Source organism: Malaciobacter mytili LMG 24559 (genome assembly GCF_003346775.1).
In the GTDB taxonomy this organism is placed as follows: domain Bacteria; phylum Campylobacterota; class Campylobacteria; order Campylobacterales; family Arcobacteraceae; genus Malaciobacter; species Malaciobacter mytili.
Window position 1 is genome coordinate 54,742 of sequence record NZ_CP031220.1, and the last position, 16,659, is coordinate 71,400.

22 protein-coding genes are annotated in these 16,659 nt (G+C 23.8%); 3 read left to right on the forward strand and 19 right to left on the reverse strand.

The features are described 5' to 3' along the window. Positions 1 to 88 precede the first annotated feature (88 nt). Complete coding sequence (locus AMYT_RS14215) at positions 89 to 478, forward strand: hypothetical protein (RefSeq protein WP_114843275.1); 390 nt, start codon at positions 89 to 91, stop codon at positions 476 to 478. Between the two features lie 27 nt (positions 479 to 505). On the opposite strand, the gene AMYT_RS14220 is transcribed toward AMYT_RS14215, so the two are convergent. From AMYT_RS14220 to AMYT_RS14300, 17 genes are all read right to left on the reverse strand, one after another. Beyond that, entirely contained in the window at positions 506 to 1,162 is a 657-nt protein-coding gene (locus AMYT_RS14220) for a hypothetical protein (RefSeq protein WP_114843276.1), read from the reverse strand. Beyond that, a complete protein-coding gene (locus tag AMYT_RS14225; RefSeq protein ID WP_114843277.1) occupies positions 1,162 to 1,680 on the reverse strand; it encodes a hypothetical protein in 519 nt (172 codons plus the stop codon). The genes AMYT_RS14220 and AMYT_RS14225 overlap by 1 nt, the downstream gene beginning before the upstream one ends. Beyond that, a complete protein-coding gene (locus tag AMYT_RS14230; RefSeq protein WP_114843278.1) occupies positions 1,673 to 2,425 on the reverse strand; it encodes a hypothetical protein in 753 nt (250 codons plus the stop codon). The genes AMYT_RS14225 and AMYT_RS14230 overlap by 8 nt, the downstream gene beginning before the upstream one ends. Before the next feature lie 54 nt (positions 2,426 to 2,479). Next, positions 2,480 to 2,824, reverse strand: coding sequence for a hypothetical protein (locus AMYT_RS14235; RefSeq protein WP_114843279.1), 345 nt, complete (start codon positions 2,822 to 2,824; stop codon positions 2,480 to 2,482). Continuing rightward, a complete protein-coding gene (locus AMYT_RS14240) occupies positions 2,821 to 3,237 on the reverse strand; it encodes a hypothetical protein (protein ID WP_114843280.1) in 417 nt (138 codons plus the stop codon). Before AMYT_RS14240 ends, AMYT_RS14235 begins: the two co-directional genes overlap by 4 nt. Positions 3,238 to 3,777: 540 nt before the next feature. Further along, on the reverse strand, positions 3,778 to 5,313 hold the full coding sequence (locus tag AMYT_RS14245; protein WP_114843281.1) for a UvrD-helicase domain-containing protein: 1,536 nt from the start codon (positions 5,311 to 5,313) through the stop codon (positions 3,778 to 3,780). A 615-nt stretch (positions 5,314 to 5,928) separates the two neighbouring features. Next, positions 5,929 to 6,165, reverse strand: coding sequence for a transcriptional regulator (locus AMYT_RS14250; RefSeq protein WP_114843282.1), 237 nt, complete (start codon positions 6,163 to 6,165; stop codon positions 5,929 to 5,931). A gap of 559 nt (positions 6,166 to 6,724) precedes the next feature. Further along, positions 6,725 to 7,036 carry a hypothetical protein gene (locus AMYT_RS14255; RefSeq protein WP_114843283.1) on the reverse strand — a complete coding sequence of 104 codons (312 nt, stop codon included), beginning with the start codon at positions 7,034 to 7,036 and terminating at the stop codon, positions 6,725 to 6,727. After that, positions 7,029 to 7,415, reverse strand: coding sequence for an NUDIX domain-containing protein (locus AMYT_RS14260; protein ID WP_114843284.1), 387 nt, complete (start codon positions 7,413 to 7,415; stop codon positions 7,029 to 7,031). The genes AMYT_RS14255 and AMYT_RS14260 overlap by 8 nt, the downstream gene beginning before the upstream one ends. Positions 7,416 to 7,425: 10 nt before the next feature. Next, complete coding sequence (locus tag AMYT_RS14265; protein ID WP_114843285.1) at positions 7,426 to 7,695, reverse strand: P-loop NTPase family protein; 270 nt, start codon at positions 7,693 to 7,695, stop codon at positions 7,426 to 7,428. Positions 7,696 to 7,779: 84 nt separating this feature from the next. After that, positions 7,780 to 8,916, reverse strand: coding sequence for a cytochrome b/b6 domain-containing protein (locus AMYT_RS14270; protein ID WP_114843286.1), 1,137 nt, complete (start codon positions 8,914 to 8,916; stop codon positions 7,780 to 7,782). Between the two features lie 10 nt (positions 8,917 to 8,926). Further along, the gene (locus AMYT_RS14275; protein ID WP_114843287.1) at positions 8,927 to 9,811 is read right to left on the reverse strand and encodes a hypothetical protein; all 885 of its coding nucleotides are present in this window, start codon (positions 9,809 to 9,811) and stop codon (positions 8,927 to 8,929) included. 49 nt (positions 9,812 to 9,860) lie between these two features. After that, positions 9,861 to 10,184, reverse strand: coding sequence for a hypothetical protein (locus AMYT_RS14280; protein WP_162919526.1), 324 nt, complete (start codon positions 10,182 to 10,184; stop codon positions 9,861 to 9,863). Continuing rightward, a complete protein-coding gene (locus AMYT_RS14285) occupies positions 10,154 to 10,453 on the reverse strand; it encodes a hypothetical protein (protein WP_114843289.1) in 300 nt (99 codons plus the stop codon). The genes AMYT_RS14280 and AMYT_RS14285 overlap by 31 nt, the downstream gene beginning before the upstream one ends. Before the next feature lie 9 nt (positions 10,454 to 10,462). Beyond that, a complete protein-coding gene (locus AMYT_RS14290; RefSeq protein ID WP_114843290.1) occupies positions 10,463 to 10,753 on the reverse strand; it encodes a hypothetical protein in 291 nt (96 codons plus the stop codon). Beyond that, entirely contained in the window at positions 10,737 to 11,126 is a 390-nt protein-coding gene (locus AMYT_RS14295; protein WP_114843291.1) for a hypothetical protein, read from the reverse strand. The genes AMYT_RS14290 and AMYT_RS14295 overlap by 17 nt, the downstream gene beginning before the upstream one ends. 13 nt (positions 11,127 to 11,139) lie before the next feature. Continuing rightward, positions 11,140 to 11,532 carry a hypothetical protein gene (locus AMYT_RS14300; protein ID WP_114843292.1) on the reverse strand — a complete coding sequence of 131 codons (393 nt, stop codon included), beginning with the start codon at positions 11,530 to 11,532 and terminating at the stop codon, positions 11,140 to 11,142. 270 nt (positions 11,533 to 11,802) lie between these two features. On the opposite strand from AMYT_RS14300, the gene AMYT_RS14305 reads away from it, so the two are divergent. Next, complete coding sequence (locus AMYT_RS14305) at positions 11,803 to 12,735, forward strand: tyrosine-type recombinase/integrase (protein ID WP_114843293.1); 933 nt, start codon at positions 11,803 to 11,805, stop codon at positions 12,733 to 12,735. A 60-nt stretch (positions 12,736 to 12,795) separates the two neighbouring features. Next, positions 12,796 to 13,131, forward strand: a complete 336-nt coding sequence (locus AMYT_RS14310; protein WP_114843294.1) for a hypothetical protein — start codon at positions 12,796 to 12,798, stop codon at positions 13,129 to 13,131. 247 nt (positions 13,132 to 13,378) lie between these two features. Here the strand turns inward: AMYT_RS14310 and AMYT_RS14315 are convergent, their stop codons facing one another. Together AMYT_RS14315 and AMYT_RS14320 are read right to left on the reverse strand one after the other, a co-directional pair. Next, a complete protein-coding gene (locus tag AMYT_RS14315; protein ID WP_114843295.1) occupies positions 13,379 to 15,817 on the reverse strand; it encodes an NACHT domain-containing protein in 2,439 nt (812 codons plus the stop codon). A 196-nt stretch (positions 15,818 to 16,013) separates the two neighbouring features. Further along, on the reverse strand, positions 16,014 to 16,610 hold the full coding sequence (locus AMYT_RS14320) for a porin family protein (RefSeq protein ID WP_114843296.1): 597 nt from the start codon (positions 16,608 to 16,610) through the stop codon (positions 16,014 to 16,016). Positions 16,611 to 16,659 lie beyond the last annotated feature (49 nt).

Here is a 16,659-nt window from a genome sequence, read left to right on the forward strand (position 1 = left end):
CAAAAAAATACAACTTTATAAACAAAACTCTTGACAATGTAACCAAAAGGTTATATAATACACTTATAAATTAACCTAAAGGGTAACTATGAAAACAAATTTTTTTGAAATCAAACCATTTAAAGCAATAATTAAAAGCAGAAAAGAGTTAATTAAACTTGGTTGTATTGATAGTGATGATAAAAATGAATTTATAAATAAGTTCTCAAGTAGATTAGTAACTATTAATATTGAAAGAGAGGATGGAAAAACTTTTGTATGTGTTGAAGAGCCAGAGTATGAAATTTATGACATATTTATTGAAAAAGTAATTCCTGTATATTTAGATTGTACAAGTGATTTTGATGTTACACTTTCAGCATTAAAAGAAGTATTTAATTTTAATTCAGAGCAAGCTGTTTCAGTATTAATAAAAAGAACTTTGAAAAAGATAGCAAAAATAAATAAAAGTAAAGAACTATTTGAGCTATACTGCTAATACACAAATAGTTCTGTATTATATTGGTTAGTAACTTTTATATTTAATTGTATTATATTTGCCAATTATCTTTAAAGAAAGATTTGACATTCTTTTTATCACTGTTTGGTCTTCAATGTCTTTAGAATTTGATTTGTTTTCAAATATTTTAAGTATCGAATCCGTTTTGTGATATATATTTAAAATATCTTCAAAACTGTTCTCTCTTATATAATCAAACTTTGAGAATTTGTAGTTAAATTCTTTCATGTCACTTATTAAATAAATAACTAACATATCAGGTATCCATAAAAACTTTTCTTCTTTTTTTATCATATTTTGAACATGGTTTCTAAATAATGCTGCTAGTTTATTGTATAAGAAGCCATATGGCTCCATTAATCTATTTTTATTCTTAATTAGATTTTCTAATGTTTGATAACTAATAACTTGTTTTTCTAAATACTCTTTTAAGATTGACATATGGTTATTTATAATTTGACGTTGACCTACATCAATAAAATCTGGCAAAAGTTTTTTTTCATTATGTAAATCAGCATTAAAATAACAATCTAATAAGTTTAAACAAAATGTTAATAAAACTTCTTCTTTTAAATTAGAAAAAGTATACTGTTTTTGTTTTAATAACAGTAATAAAAAATCGCTACTTCTATTTATTAATAAATCTCTTCTTGGGTAAGTCATTATTTTTTACTCCTTAGTTGTTTATCAATATATTGTTGATAATTGTAGTGGAAAGTATCAACCTCATCAGCAATTTTTTCAATACATTGTGCAAGGCTAATTATTTCATATTTATCAAACTCAATAAATATACCTGTTGCTCCCTTAACAGCAATATTAATTGAAAAAAGAGTGCTATTCCTAGTAGAAATTGATAGAGTTTTCTTATTCCCACTAGAACTGCTTAATGATGGATCAGTATGTTTAACATATGAAGTTTCTTTTTTTTGAAAAAGCTCTTTTAATGCAACTGCTAATCCTCTTAATTCAAAAGAATTGTATTTCATACTAATTTTGTTTTTAGAATCATATGTTTTTTGAGGAGTCATAGGAAAAAGCTCTATATAAATAACATCTTCTGCATATTTTGCTTTTCCTTTTTCATACTCTAAACAAGCATTAATATTAAGCATAGTTAACTTTTTAAATGCCTTTTGTGCAATTTTTATTCTAACTGTTTTATTTTCTATCTTATTCATTTACATTCTTCTTTTTAATATAAATTCTTCTTCCATATTTTTTAAAACCTCTTTCTAAAAGATATTTAGTCTTCATATCTGGTCTATGATTATCTGCATTTTTAAATTCTCTAAAAATTATGATGTTTGGTATTAATTTGGATAAGTGTTTATTTGATTTACCTTTTTTAATATAAAAACCTTTATCATTTTTTTCTAAATAAGCAAAATTAATTTGTGCATATGAAATTTTATCTGTATATCCTGATATTTCGAATTCATGTTCTTCAGGATTATTAGCTGCAAAATTAATAAAATCTCTTTCTTTTTCTAATTTATTCTTTAATTTATTCATAACTGAATCTTTAAAATCTTGTGAGTAGTTACTCTTTTCAAGTCTTTTTCTTAGTCTATCAATTAAGAAATTGTAATCAACAATAAATTCAACTGGAGCAGCTTGACAACATTTAATGTTGTCTGTAATTAAAACATATTTGTCAACAATAGTAAAACTGAAACTGTATGCAGGTTTACCATAATTGATAAAATTTACAATTTTTCTAACATCATATGCTTTACCTCTTTTACTTTCAGTTCTAAGAGGTTTTAAAGTTCCATCAATTGCGATAATTTTTTCTGCAGTATCTTCATCAATAATGTAATATTTAGCATTAAAAAAAATTCGTTCAACAGAAACAGTATTTAATATATTAAATATTTCTTGTTTAGCATCAATAAGAGTTTCTTTTTTTGATTTACTAGACATAATATCCTTACACCCTTTCATTTCATAAAGTTATAACCTAATGAAAGAGTTACTTTATTTAAGTAACTCTTTGTTCATGTAATTTTCAATGTTAATAGGGTTAATTCCATTTTCACATTGAGAATTTAGTTCAACAATGTAACTATTGTAGATAGTATCTGCCATTGAATTAATTTTGTTAATAGATTGAATTTTTAAATTCAATAAAAACTTGAAATCCTGACTTTGTAAATTAGAAGAATAAAATTCTTCAAAATCATTACCCATATTTGCAAGGTTACATTTTTTAGCATTGTAAATATCTAACATTATATCTTTTTTAACTTCATTAATACTAGCAGCAAAAGAGTTAGTACTAAATAAAAAAACAAAGAATAAAGTTAAACTAAATTTTTTCAAGAGTTTTCTACCGTTGAAATATTTTCTTTTTCTTTTTCAAGTTTTTTAATTTCATTTACAATAGAAACTATAATAATATAAAGGTTGCTTCTATAATAACTTTTCATTAATTTAGACATAACAAAAAAAGCAAGAAACCCAATTAAAATAATTGCGATATAACCTAAAGTACTATTATTAGTAATAGTTAATATAGATTGAGCACCAAGAATGTATCCAATTGCAATAGCAATTGTACCAATAAAATTAATTTTTTCAGGTTTATAACCAATATTTAAATCTGAAGATTCTTTTCTCAAAGATTCAAAATCTTTATTAGTAATAACTTTTTTGTTTTCAAGAATATCAGATACTTTGTTTTTTAAAGTTCTAATAGTTTGAATTCTATTGTCAATACTTTTAAGACTTTCCATTATTTGCTCCCAGTAAGATAAATTATAATATTAAAAATATAAATAATCTAATTAATATTATTAATACTATTATAGCATATTTTTATTAGCAAATAAACTCAAATAAACAATAAATGTATCATTTTCTAAATATATAATCTAGCCCCTTGACACGACCATTTTACTATAAGCACTATTTTACCGTACTTCCAATTGATGTTTCAAGTGTTTCAACTTTATTTTCTTTTGAGCATATTTTCCTATTTTTTTTGAAGTTTCGCCCCGCACCACATTAACAATATTATCAAAACTAACAACATTAACAACAAAATTAACATTTTGAAAAATTATAACATCAATAACATTATTGCTGTTTAGTGAAGAGTATGGGGACTAATTTTTGAGTTTTTGAAAATGTGTTGGAATTGTTGGAAGTGTGAAAAAGGTTTGAAGAAAAGTTTTGTTTTTGAGAGTGTGGATATTATAATAAAAGTAATTGTTGAGGTTTATGTGCTAGATTATATATATTAGAAATGTAACATTCTATAAAGAAAAAGAGTTTTAAAATAAACCTTTTCTTTTTCTTTGTAATGCATCATACTCTTTTTTAATTCTAAAGTTAAGTACATCCAGGTCACAAGAAACTTGTAAATAAGTTGTTGAGTCTGATAAATCACATATTTGTTTTGCTCTTGTAACTGCAACATAAAATAAATTTATTTCATCAGTATAAAATGAAGGTACTTTGTTTATATTTACAATATAGTCTTGATAACTTTCATATCCTGCCTTTGCAATTATATAAGCAAAATCTGCGAAATCGTCTGCGATTATTACTTTATCAAATTCAAATCCTTTACAAATATGTGCATTTGTTAATATAAGTCCATTTTGTCCCTTATCATAATTCTCTTTTGTTATCTCGTAAAATGAGATTATTTTTGCACCATATTCTTTTACTATTTTTATTATAGTTGAAAGCTCATTATCTTCAATTTCATTTATATAAGTTTCAAGCTCACTTGTTGAATTAAAAGAGGAAAAAAACTTTTTGTTTTTTTTGATTAAATGATTCTCTTTGGCTAAAAAATAGAACAATTCAATTGCAAAAGTAAATATTATATCTGGATCTTTTAAAGTATTAAAATTGTAATTTTCTTCTGAAATTAGTTCAGCAATTTTTTTAATAAGCTCTGCATTAGTTCTACTAATATAAGCTTCTGTCTTAATTTCTGGATTTTCAATTACTTCAATGTTTGATACAATCTTATTTTCTTCAGCTTTAAATCTTTGTAGTATTTTATTAGCAATTGCAGCTATTTCTTTGTTGTATCTAAATGTTTCTGTAAGATGGAATAATGTTCCTTTAACTCTTTTCATTGCGTTTATAGAGTTATTAAAAGAGTATATTTGTTGATGGTCGTCACCTACAAGTATCCTTCTTTTAGCAGGAATATTATTAAAAATTGATATTTGTACAGGGTTAATATCTTGCCCTTCATCCAACATTAAAATATCAAAGTCTAAATAACCAATAGTATCATCTTTTAGCATAGTTTCAAAATGTTTTTTAATCATAGCAAATGATGGCTCTATTACTCCAGTCTCCATTTCATCATATAATCTTTGTGCAAGTTCTGAATATTCATAATCTTCTTTTGATTGATCAATATCAATATAGTGTTTATCTGAATTACAATAATTATTAAATATTGTAAATACTTCTTTTGCTTCCAAAAAAGAGATATTATATAATTTTGCAATATCTATCTCTTTATAGTTTACAATATTTCTTATTTTTATTTTTTTTGCATATTTTGCTATATTTGCATATGCTAAAGCATCTATTGTTTTTACAGTTACATTACTATTGTCTTTAAACCTTTTTTTCGCTTCTTGCTCATTTGCTTTGTTAAATGTAAGATATAAAATTTTTCTGCTTTTATAACTATTAGCAATTAGTTCAAGTGTTGTTGTTTTTGCTGCACCTGCAAAAGCTCTTATTTTTATTCTTTCTTCATTTTTTATTGCATGTACTATATTAATTTGCTCTTGTGTAGGAATAATCATTTGAAACTCTTTTATTTTTATTTGCATTATAGCATATTAGATTAACTTTTTAAACTATATTTTAACCAAAAAGTTAAATTATAATTAAATTTAATGAAAAATTTTAATTACTTGATTATTTTCATTATTTGTTAGTTCTGATTTATATGTTAGGTTCAATAGTTACTACTATTGCTATTTCTTACTAGGCTTTTTATTAGTTGAAAGTTTTGAAAATTATTCAAAAAAACCTATTATTACAAAAGCACTAATAGGAATAAATGCTCGTGTAGTTTCACTAATTTTTGTAGCACTTTGTAATCCTATATTTCCAAGTGGAATAAAAAATATTTTTGATTTATTAGCTTTAATTGTAAGGTTTATTATTGTGTTGAGAAAATTTAAAATTTCTATTCTTCTTTTAATAATTTTATTCTCTCTTTATGGTGTTATTTTAAGTTTGTAATATACTAAAAATAAATATTAAAGATTTAATTTTTACTTAAGCAATATGGAACTTTTAGTACCTTTATGCAAAAGTACCCTATATCAGACTGACACAGAATTTCTAACACTTCCTTTTCATCCTCAAATATTATAAATTGGAAGGATTTGTTGTTTTAAGAATTGAGATAAAGGGTATCCCCTTACGGGGCATACCTTTTAATTAATAGCCTTTTTTAGGAGTTTTTTAAGTTCATCGTATTCATTTAACTGATTCTTTAACTCTAAATTTTCAAGATACATTTCAATAGCTTTTTTTAAGGGTTCACTTACATTTCCAGTTGAAGCAACTTTATTTATATTGCCTTCACTATACCCAATCTGTTCTGCAAGTTGTGCATAAGTCAAACCTAACTCTTTACAAGTTTTTTTGATGATGTTCTGTTCTTCGCTCATTCTTCTCCTTTATATTGCTTGATATTTACCATTTTTATTGATGTATTTAAATTCAATGATTTCTTCTTCTATATCATTAAATTCTGCAACATCTAATCTTGTCCACTCATCGATCAGTAAAATAGTTTATCTGTTTCTTATTGTATTGTATTATATTAAATAATTGATATCATAAATAGTTGACTTTTATGATATAATTTTTTTAATAGTTAAAGTAAATTATTGATAAAGTATTTTAGATTAACATTTATTAATAGTTTATTTAATAACAACTTCGAGAAATCCCATTGGTCTTTAGCGATATTACTCATTACTATTTACCTTTATTTGAATTTTTTTTAGCTTTGCTTTTTATTTTTTTAAAATCATTAACTGTTATAAAACACATACTTGTCCTTTTTTTAATCTTAAATAGTCTAACATAAAATGTTAGACCTATTAAAATTAATTTTTGATATATAAGTTTGATGCTCTCTTTTTCTTATTAAGCTCAAACTCTATTTTGTTAAGTTCCATTGTTCTTTTAGCTACCATTTCAAAGAAAATTAAAATACTTTTATTAATATAGGCAATTAGTAATACTACTGAGATTAACCCTAACATTAAAAAATAATCCAAACATTTGCACTGATAATAAAGATATTATTTGCACTGTTAAAAAAGATATTGTAATTACATATATAATTAAAATAATCAAAAATACTCTAATATTCTTTTTTAAAATTTTAGAGTTTGCGAATAAAAAATTAATTTTTGCATCAAAAAAATTTGATTCCTTTAATCCTATTACCTCCTCACCTTTTTTTTCTAACTCTTCAAGACTATAAGTGTTTATCTTTTCTTGTATCTCATTCCTAAAATTTTTAAACATTTTTATTCCTTAAATTTTTAATAAATCTTTTTATATCTTCAATACTTTCTCCTGGTAAAAAATCCATATTAAATATTGAAACCTTTTCATCAGTCAAACTTCTATATTTTAAAAGAGTTGAATTATTAATTTTTGCGTGAAATACATACAATTTCACACCATTATCATACTCAACAAGTTCTAGTAAATTCCATTTTAAAATTAATAATCCTGTTTCTTCTTTTGCTTCTCTTTTCATTGCATTTATAGGACTTTCATTTTCTTTTACTCGCCCTCCAACCCCATTGAATTTTCCATTTTGCCATTCAGGTCTATTTTTCTTAATTAACAGGACATTTCTACCATCATTAATAAATCCAACAACATAAATATTTTCCATTTTTACCTCATTATGCAATTTTTTTCAATTCAGATTTAAATACTCTAACTGCTAGAGTCTTAACCTCATCAATTATCTGTTGATTTACCCAAGAATATTCCATTAGTTTTTCAAGTTCATTCTTTATATCAATTGTATTTTTGTTAATTTCATAATAAATCTTTTCACTTTCTTTATTGAATACAATGATTATATTATTATCAGATAAGAAACAAAATTTATGTTCTTTCCCTTCCTTTAGTAATTGTTCTTGCTCTTTAATCCATTCAGTATATTTCAATTAAGCTCCTTATAGTATTTATATAAAAAAAGAAATATTTTTTCTCATATAAAGACTATGCAAAAGCTACAAAAGTAGCTTTGCTTAGATTTTAGATTTTGCCATCATTGAATAATAGTTATCAGATGGGCAAAATTCATTTGCTTTTAAATAATACTCTTTACTTTTATCTTTATTTTTCTCATAAGATAAATATCCTTTTTCAAAAAATTCACCTCTTAAATAAGTAGTTGTACAACCTTTATATTGACTTCCCACTTCTAATGCTTTAAAAAGTATTTTCTTATAACTATTTATATCTAACCCTGTATCCTCATTTAATAAAGACATAATATATCCATCTTGATATTTAGATTTGTAGTCAATTCTTTTTATTAAAAAATCAGCTAATTTATCTGCTGCTAAGAAGTTCCCTCCCTTAACTGCTTTATATAAATGTTCTATTGCTAATTTAAAATTTGGTTTTTTAACTTCAATAGTCGTAGTTCCTATAATTTCATTTGCATTTACATCACTTTTTCTACATTTTTCATACGGACAATTTGAAATTTGTTTTAATATAGTATTTAATCCTTTTTTTCCCTTCATATATAACATACCTTGAATATATTCAGGATCTTTAAGCCATTTGTCTCTATTTAATTGTTCTGCATTTGCATTTGTTGTATTTAATAATAATGTAAATGCTGTAATAATTGAAGAAGCTCTAAACATATTAGATATTAACTCTTTTTTAGTTTTATTTTCAATTTTTATAATAAAATATAAATGCATTACAACTAAAGACATAAATATCCATTTAGAATAATTATGAACAATTTTAAGATTTTTAAATGTTTCTTCTGAAATAGGGTAATCAATTCTTATATACATCCAAATACCACTAATACTTAAAATAAGACCAAATATCACCATACCTAAAACAGTAAGATATACTTTCTTATTATTAATAGTACTTTTTTTAAATAATACAAGAAGTATAGCAATAGTAAAAATAATACCTGAATAAAAATGCCAATCCCATGTAATTCTTCTTTCAATACGTGCAATAAAAAGTCTATCTGCAGGTGGAATTGAAATATTAAGTTGTGGCAGCGATATTTCAAAACTTTTCATAATTGCTTCTTTTGAGAAGAAAAAATCAGCTGCTAAAGCAGTAGCAACTAAACCAAGAAAGCTTAAAAATAATATCCAATGATTGATTTTATAAATTGTTTTCATAATACTCCTTTTAACTTATTGATGAGATATATAATCTATTTGGGTATGGAAGAGGATAGGGTAAATCAATTGTGATAATCTCTCCATTTAATTCGATTAAAACTTTAGTTATTGCATTTGCTTTAATAAATGCATTATTAGTACTTTCATTTGTACCATCATAAACTGCTCCATCAACTTCAGCAAAAATATGAGAACTGAATTCATCATTTTTAACTTCATCATAAACCAGTTGTTTTGGAGTTGTATCTGCAATACCTGTATAATTGAACATTAAATCATTTCTAGAATTAAATAATTTAATATTAACTTTTTGAGATTTACTAATTACAAATGCACCGCCACATATTGCATTTTCCCATAATTTATAATAATTGTAGTTTTCAGCTTTTGTTTCATCTATTATGCAATAACCTTCATCATTACCAAACCAAACTGGATAACCTGGAACATCATTATTTTCAGGTATTAAAGCAGGAATAAGCACTTTATTATTTAAAGTTAAATCAACTGCTTTAAAATGAGTTCTAATTCTTAATTGAGGTAATTCAAATACTTCTTCTCTTTCATTTGCAACAAATAAGGATAGAACATGATTTTCTCCTATTGCAATAGTATCTTTAAAATCAATCATTCCATAAATAGCTTCTGATTTTATTTTTTTCCCTTGATAGTTAAAGAATTCTTTAGGATTATGCATTTGATAGCAATGTAAGAAGTTTGTATTATCTTTACTATTTAATAGCACAAATAAATCATCATCTAAATCACCTTTCATCTTTAAATTTGCAAGAGATACCGTACCGAATTTGTCTAAATTTCCATTATTACTAAATGCATTAGAAATAATGAAAGGTGCAATTGCAAGATATTTAAGAAAATTTCTTCTTTTCACATTAATTCCTTTTGTTAATTTTTAATATTTGTTTTTCTAAGTTTCTTATTCATTTTTCCCAAGCAATTGGAGTAAAAATAAAATTTATAATCATTTTATTTTTTAAAAAAATGTAAGAACCAACACCTGTAAGTAACCCATAAGATTTCCAATTACAAACTTTTCCATTAGAATTTTTAATCCCACTATTACAGTCATATGGATCAGTAGAAATTCCTTTGCAAGTAGAACATCTAAATCCACTACTACCAAAACTAGCTTTTGCCTCACGTTCATTGTTAAAAATTCTAATGTCAGATTTATCATTATCAAGCTTTGGTTGATTAGAATCTTGATAATAATTCATGTACCAATAATTACGATTTTTTCCCAATTGTCGATAATATCTTTATAGTCTAACCCTGTAACTTCTGCATAATGTTTAGCTCTATCAATAACCCATTTAAATTTATCACAATATTTGTGAGTACAATTAGAAATACGTTTGCAAGATGTGTCTATACCCATTTTAATTAATACAAGATTATCTTCCAGCACTGTCCTATAAAATTCGTGATTGCAGCCATTGGGATTAAAACATCCCTCTCCTTTATTACAATCAAAAATAACTGCTTCTTTTAATTTTTCTATACCTTTACACATTGTTAATTCCTATATTTTTTTACAAAGTGATAAAATCTCAGATTGTGTATATACATTATCTAAATCATCAAAGTATCTGTGTTCAATCTGAAAATCTTCATTTTTAATACTTCTTCTTTTAATAATAGTTACTTTTTTTCTACTAATTTTTTTGTTATTTGTATCAACTTTTATAAAGAATGATAATCCAATTAAAGCATCTTTTCTTTTATCAGTAAGAGTTTCAAAGTAGCTATTTGGTTTATTATTTTTTAGCCATTCTTTCTGAAGTAATAATTCATTATCACTTAGTTTGTTCACTTTTTCCCCTTTCATTAAGTTCATTTACTATCATTTTGATTTGGAATAAGCAATATTTAAATTTGCAATTGTTTATATTTATATAGTGTTTAATATCTGGAAATTCTTCAATTTTTTTATTTATATAATTTTCTTCATCTTCATTAAGTCTTAAATGCCAATGATTAAAGTTAGAGCTTTTAACAATGTTAATAGCAAATTTAAAGAATACATATGTAATTGTAAATAGTAATAAAAATAATAGAAAATTAAAATCACTAAAATTAAATTTACTCCAAAAATAAGAAAGTGTAAAAATTGGTATAAAGCAAATTAAAAAATATAAAATTTGTTTTTTATAAATGTGTAATAAATACTTTTTTTCTAAATTCATAATATAACCAAAATTATTTATCTGAAGGAATTATTTTTAAATTATTTATATTGTAGGTTTTTTTGCACCAATCAATTTTTGTGAAATCTATAGATTTTAAAAAATTATTGTATTTTTCAGGTTCATTATAAGTTAAATAAGTAAGGCTACCCCAAACTGCAGTTGAAGATAAATTTTTTAAGCTTTCACTGCTAACATAGTTAACAACTTCGGCTTCACTGTCAAGTTTATTATATTCTTTGATTAAATCAAAATATATTTTTTTAATAGTAGGTAATGATAAACTAAGACTTTGAATAAAATCTTTTTTAGTATTTATATCACCTTTTTGCAAATTTAATTTTTGGCAATCAGCAAAAAGTAATGTTGATGCAAAAATTGAAAGTCCAATAATTATTTTTTTCATTCGTACTCCTTGAATAATTTATGAATTATAACACATAATAATATAAAATTAAACATTTAACTATTCTATATTATTTTAGATATTTAAATGGAATATAGTATTATTTAAATGTAACATAAAACTTTTAATAAATAAAAGACTATTTGATTTAATTGGTATAGTTGTAAATCAATTTTTATATTTTAAAATGTAACATAATATAGAATTATGTTACATTAATATTTTATATGTTATATTTTCCTAATTTTTATCAAATTAGGGGTAATTTTTATGAATGATGATTTTATAAAAAAATTAGAAAAACATAAAAAACATTTTATGGCTAAAATTGAAAATGAAAATAAATCTATTAATACTATTGAGGCTTACAATAGAAATCTTGATAAATTCTTTGAGTTCTTGAATAATTATGATGAAGAAATTAGTTTTGAAGATTTAAGAGAACAAGATATTTTTGAATATATAGAATATAGAAATACAATATCTGAACAACACCAGGAGATTAGTGAAGCTACAAAAAACCAAATAATCAGTAATCTAAAAAAATTCTTCTCATATATAGAAAGAAATGACAGGAAAATGTATGATTTTAAAAAAGTTTTTGAAGATATTAAAATTAAAAAACCAAAAAGAGAACCAAAAGGATTAGATACTAATAATTTTGATAAATTAATCAACTATCTTGAATTTTACAAATTAAATCATAATGATAGATTTATTGCTTATCGAAACTCTTTACTAATAAAGCTTATGGTTTTTGCAGGAACTAGGGTAAGTGAAACAATTAAAATCAAGTTTTCTGATTTTCAAAATTGTTCAAAAGACCATTTATATGTAATTAGTGTAATTGGAAAAGGGAGTAAACAAAGAAAAGTATATATAGAAAAAGACTTTGTGAATGAAGAGATTAATTATTTATTATCACTTTCTATGTATAATCAATTTAGTACAATTGCCATTACTGGAAAACTTAAACCTCTGTGTAGAGTCCAACTTTACAAAGCAGTTAATGTTGTTTACAAATTAGCAGGGGTTGAGGAAACTGAATTACATGCACTAAGACATACCTATGCAAAAAATAAAATTAAAGTTATACCAATAAATGTACTTCAAAAGTTACTTGGTCATAGTGATATTTCTACAACCTCTGTATATACTAATCCTACCGATGAAATGATTGAAGATATATTATCTAAAAAATAATTGTTTAATTTCTTAGCAATTTAGTATATAATTATATTTTTAATAGAAGGAAAAATTAATATGATATTAGTAATAGATACTAACAGAGATTTAATAATTGAAAAAGGTGCGATATTTGATCCAAATAATAAATCATTTATTTATTATAATAAAAATAATTGTTTGACAATTACTGATAATTACAAATATCCAAAAGCATGTTTAAATACACCTAGGACATTTCCAAAAGATTCAAATATTTTTGATAAATTCAATGAAGCAACTTCTGACTTAGATTTAATAGTTTTAAATGAGGATGAGGCTACAAAATTAAATCTTAATGGGATAAAATTCTCAAAAATTATTTTTAAAAAATCTTATAAAAACCTACTAATCAAAGATGATTCGATTTTTTAATCTTATCATCTTTATATAAACGCCATGTTTTTTGATTGTTTTTTCTTTTTTTGAGAGTAAATACTTTTAAATAAGGTTTGTTCAAACGGTCCTTTATTTTTTAGTTACTTAGTTTTAAGGAAACAAACGATTGTTCATATAACCGCTTGAACATTGAAATTATACTAAATAAAACTTAATATAATATTATAAATTGACTATTTTATTGTATAAATAATATTATTAAATCAAAAATACTTTTTTAATATTATTTATACTTTCTTTTTTTTGTTGAATTTGAAAGTTTATTTATTCTCATTTCATCCATTTTATTTTTAAAACTTAAATAATCTATTGTTAAATCTCTGTATTTTTTCTTCATCTTTGTTGTAATTATTGAAAGATTTTTTGATTGTTCATCAGTTGCTTGTAATTTTCCTTTATTTACAAATAAATTTACTATATTTACTAATGGAAGAGATATGTCAGGATTTACACAATCGGAATATTCTATAAAACTATCTAAAAACTTCTTTGTATATTCCTCACCTAGTAAATTCATATTTTCTAATATATATAAAGTTGAAAAATAAAATAAGTTTGCATTTTCTGCAATTTTATTTTTATCTATACTCTCAATTATAGATTTTACCTCATCAACTAAAAATCTGCTCGAATATGCTTCGTCTACAAAATGTATCATTTGTATATCCCCAAGTATTTTTGGTAATTGCATACCTAAATCTTCTTCAATAAGCTTTGACAAACCTTTTCTCATTTCTAAAATATTTGAAATACTTACTTTAATTGCGTGTTCTTTATCTAAGGAATCTGTGTGCCAAGCAAATTGTAATAATTTTGCAATCATAAACTGACTTACATCTTTAAGTAATGGTTCAAAATCTTCTGGAGTATTAGATAATAATAAATCTATCTCTTTTTTAGTTATCCTTGCTTTCTGTCCAAAGTAGAAGTATGTAACATCTTCCCATAATGATGAATGATATAGTTTATAAATATCTTTAAATTCATCTGAATCATATAATTCAGTTTGCCTATTCTTAAAATATGATGCAATAAAATAATCTAAAAATGATTTATGTAAAAATTCAACATGTTCTTCTCCTATTTTAATAAGTGAAGTTCTCTCTAATTCTATAATAAATATTTCTTTATTCGTAATTAATGGAAAATTCTTAATATAATTGTCAATAAAGTTTTCAAATGAATTTCTTTTGATTATTGCTACATTATTTTTATAGAATAAATTAAAAGAAATATCTTCTAAGAAAGTCATTTTTATTGTTGGCTCAAAAATTATATTAATTTGTTCTCCATTACTATATTGATTTAAAGTCATATCAATATATCTTTTATAAAGCTCACTTATTGAAGCAGGTATTTCTTTTTGAGTTTCTGCAATTTCAATTAATAGAGATAATGACATTGGATATAGTGGGATTTGATGTTGTAGAACTTCTATACCTTTTATTAGAGTATTTAAAAGAATTTGATTTTGACTTAGCATTTTTTTTATATAATTTATAGCTTGTGATGTTTCAAAAGGAAGAAGCTCGTAGTTCTGATATTTGTGCAATTTCTTTTTCACTTCGGTACTTTTTCTTGATGTAAAAAGTAAGCTTATATTTTTTCTTTTACAATAAGCCTCTGCTTCACTAATTATTTTTTCTTTTGTTTTATTATTTACCTCATCCATACCATCAATTAATAATAAAGAAGGTAATAAAATTTCTTCTTCACTGTAACAATACTCTAATATTTTTTTCTCAATATTCTTTCCATTCGTTAAATCAGTAGCTTTTAAAACTATTGGTATACTAATTGACTTCATTTCATTACAGTTTTGTACATTAATACTATGTATTGTCTCTTCTATAATATGCATAGTTAATTTAATTACAAAAATTGTTTTTCCTGAACCTGCATCACCTTCAACTAAAATTTTATATTGGCTATTTAGTAATTTAGTAGCCATTGTATTTATAGTTTCTTTTTCTCCAAATAAATTTTCTCCAATTGTTTTTCCAATTTTAGCACTATCTGAGTTTTTAGAAATGGCTAGCAAATGTTCTTTTGATTTATTAAAGATTCTTAAATTAGGCTCTATAAATGAAGTTTCAATAAATTTGTTCTTATTTAATAAAGTTTCTGATAATTCTTTATATTTATTATGTAATGCCTCAATACTTGCTGCACCTAAAAATATATTTGAATAATATTCAGTAAAAAACTTCAACATCATATGAATATCAAAATATTTAATTTTCCCTTCATGTTCTTTTAGATTAGCATTTAAATTTGATTCAGCTTTGTTTGATATTTCACCAAAAATGCAAACATAAACTCTATTTGTTTTTAGTGGAGACAATCTGTCTTTTACATTTAAAGGTACTTCAAAACATTGTCTAATTTGAGTTGTAATTTCAAATAAAGTTTTATCAGATGCAGAACCTGATAATTTATCCATTTTAACAACAACTGCAATATTCTCAATTCCAGTTGGATCATTTAAAGATATTATTAAGTCTCTTCCCATTTCATCTCGCCCATGAGTAAGATAAACATCCCCATTTTTATTATACATTTTAGAAAACAGTATTTTAAGTTCTTTATGCATATCAACTTCTTTAAAGCTTCTAAGAATTTCTCTTTTTTGAGTATCATTAAGTCTTAATTCTGTGCTCATTATTATTCCTTATTTTTTCCATAATTATATTTGTAAATAATAATATAAGCTAACTAAAAAAATTTAGATTTACTATAAATTTATGTATAAATTTTTAATTTTGTTACAAAATAAGTTTATAGTTGAAATAAAAAAAATTAAAAGATTGCTTTATTTGGAGTTTTAGAAAGTACCACCAAAAATGGTGGTACTTCATTTAGAATTTGTAGATAAATGAGAAAGAAAGATTTTTTACATCACCTTCATCATCTAAATAGTATTTATCATACCCTACTCTTGTATAAATATTTTCTGTGAATTTTGATTCAATACCTAAACCAACTAATTTGTCTGTTCCAGTTGCTTTTGAGTATACTGAACCAAGTGTTGTATTCAGTTTTAATTCCTTAGAATATCTATGCATACCCAATTTAATAAATGGTGTAAAATAGTTATGAATTGGAGCTTTTCCTATAAGTTCTAAAGATATTGATTTAGTTTCTACTTTAATATCCCCATCAACAAATGATGTAAGAGGTTCATTTTTTAACTTAAATGTACTTCCAGGTTTAAAATCAAGTGTTGCATCACCAAATTTTGTATATGTTGTTTGTACTGCAAAGTATTTATTAATATTATATCCTAAAGTTACCCCATAACTTGTATCTTTTTCATCTAAACTTGCATTTTGTACATTCTCAATTTGTGTATCAACTTTACTTTGCCCTAGGTTTAAACCCATATAAAAATCACTCGCAAATGCTCCTGATGTAAGTATAGTTGCTGTTGCAATTGAACCAACTAATTTTTTCATTTTTTATATCTCCTTAAATATTAATGAAATTGTATTATAGCATATAAAT

Bases quoted from the DNA above. Each gene is read 5' to 3' on its own strand.
- AMYT_RS14285 (WP_114843289.1), bottom strand. From the start codon at position 10,453: ATGTGTAAAGGTATAGAAAAATTAAAAGAAGCAGTTATTTTTGATTGT.
- AMYT_RS14320 (WP_114843296.1), bottom strand. From the start codon at position 16,610: ATGAAAAAATTAGTTGGTTCAATTGCAACAGCAACTATACTTACATCA.
- AMYT_RS14305 (WP_114843293.1), top strand. From the start codon at position 11,803: ATGAATGATGATTTTATAAAAAAATTAGAAAAACATAAAAAACATTTT.
- AMYT_RS14315 (WP_114843295.1), bottom strand. From the start codon at position 15,817: ATGAGCACAGAATTAAGACTTAATGATACTCAAAAAAGAGAAATTCTT.
- AMYT_RS14260 (WP_114843284.1), bottom strand. From the start codon at position 7,415: ATGGAAAATATTTATGTTGTTGGATTTATTAATGATGGTAGAAATGTC.
- AMYT_RS14230 (WP_114843278.1), bottom strand. From the start codon at position 2,425: ATGTCTAGTAAATCAAAAAAAGAAACTCTTATTGATGCTAAACAAGAA.
- AMYT_RS14220 (WP_114843276.1), bottom strand. From the start codon at position 1,162: ATGACTTACCCAAGAAGAGATTTATTAATAAATAGAAGTAGCGATTTT.
- AMYT_RS14215 (WP_114843275.1), top strand. From the start codon at position 89: ATGAAAACAAATTTTTTTGAAATCAAACCATTTAAAGCAATAATTAAA.
- AMYT_RS14240 (WP_114843280.1), bottom strand. From the start codon at position 3,237: ATGGAAAGTCTTAAAAGTATTGACAATAGAATTCAAACTATTAGAACT.
- AMYT_RS14250 (WP_114843282.1), bottom strand. From the start codon at position 6,165: ATGAGCGAAGAACAGAACATCATCAAAAAAACTTGTAAAGAGTTAGGT.
- AMYT_RS14255 (WP_114843283.1), bottom strand. From the start codon at position 7,036: ATGTTTAAAAATTTTAGGAATGAGATACAAGAAAAGATAAACACTTAT.
- AMYT_RS14245 (WP_114843281.1), bottom strand. From the start codon at position 5,313: ATGCAAATAAAAATAAAAGAGTTTCAAATGATTATTCCTACACAAGAG.
- AMYT_RS14295 (WP_114843291.1), bottom strand. From the start codon at position 11,126: ATGAATTTAGAAAAAAAGTATTTATTACACATTTATAAAAAACAAATT.
- AMYT_RS14225 (WP_114843277.1), bottom strand. From the start codon at position 1,680: ATGAATAAGATAGAAAATAAAACAGTTAGAATAAAAATTGCACAAAAG.
- AMYT_RS14270 (WP_114843286.1), bottom strand. From the start codon at position 8,916: ATGAAAACAATTTATAAAATCAATCATTGGATATTATTTTTAAGCTTT.
- AMYT_RS14300 (WP_114843292.1), bottom strand. From the start codon at position 11,532: ATGAAAAAAATAATTATTGGACTTTCAATTTTTGCATCAACATTACTT.
- AMYT_RS14310 (WP_114843294.1), top strand. From the start codon at position 12,796: ATGATATTAGTAATAGATACTAACAGAGATTTAATAATTGAAAAAGGT.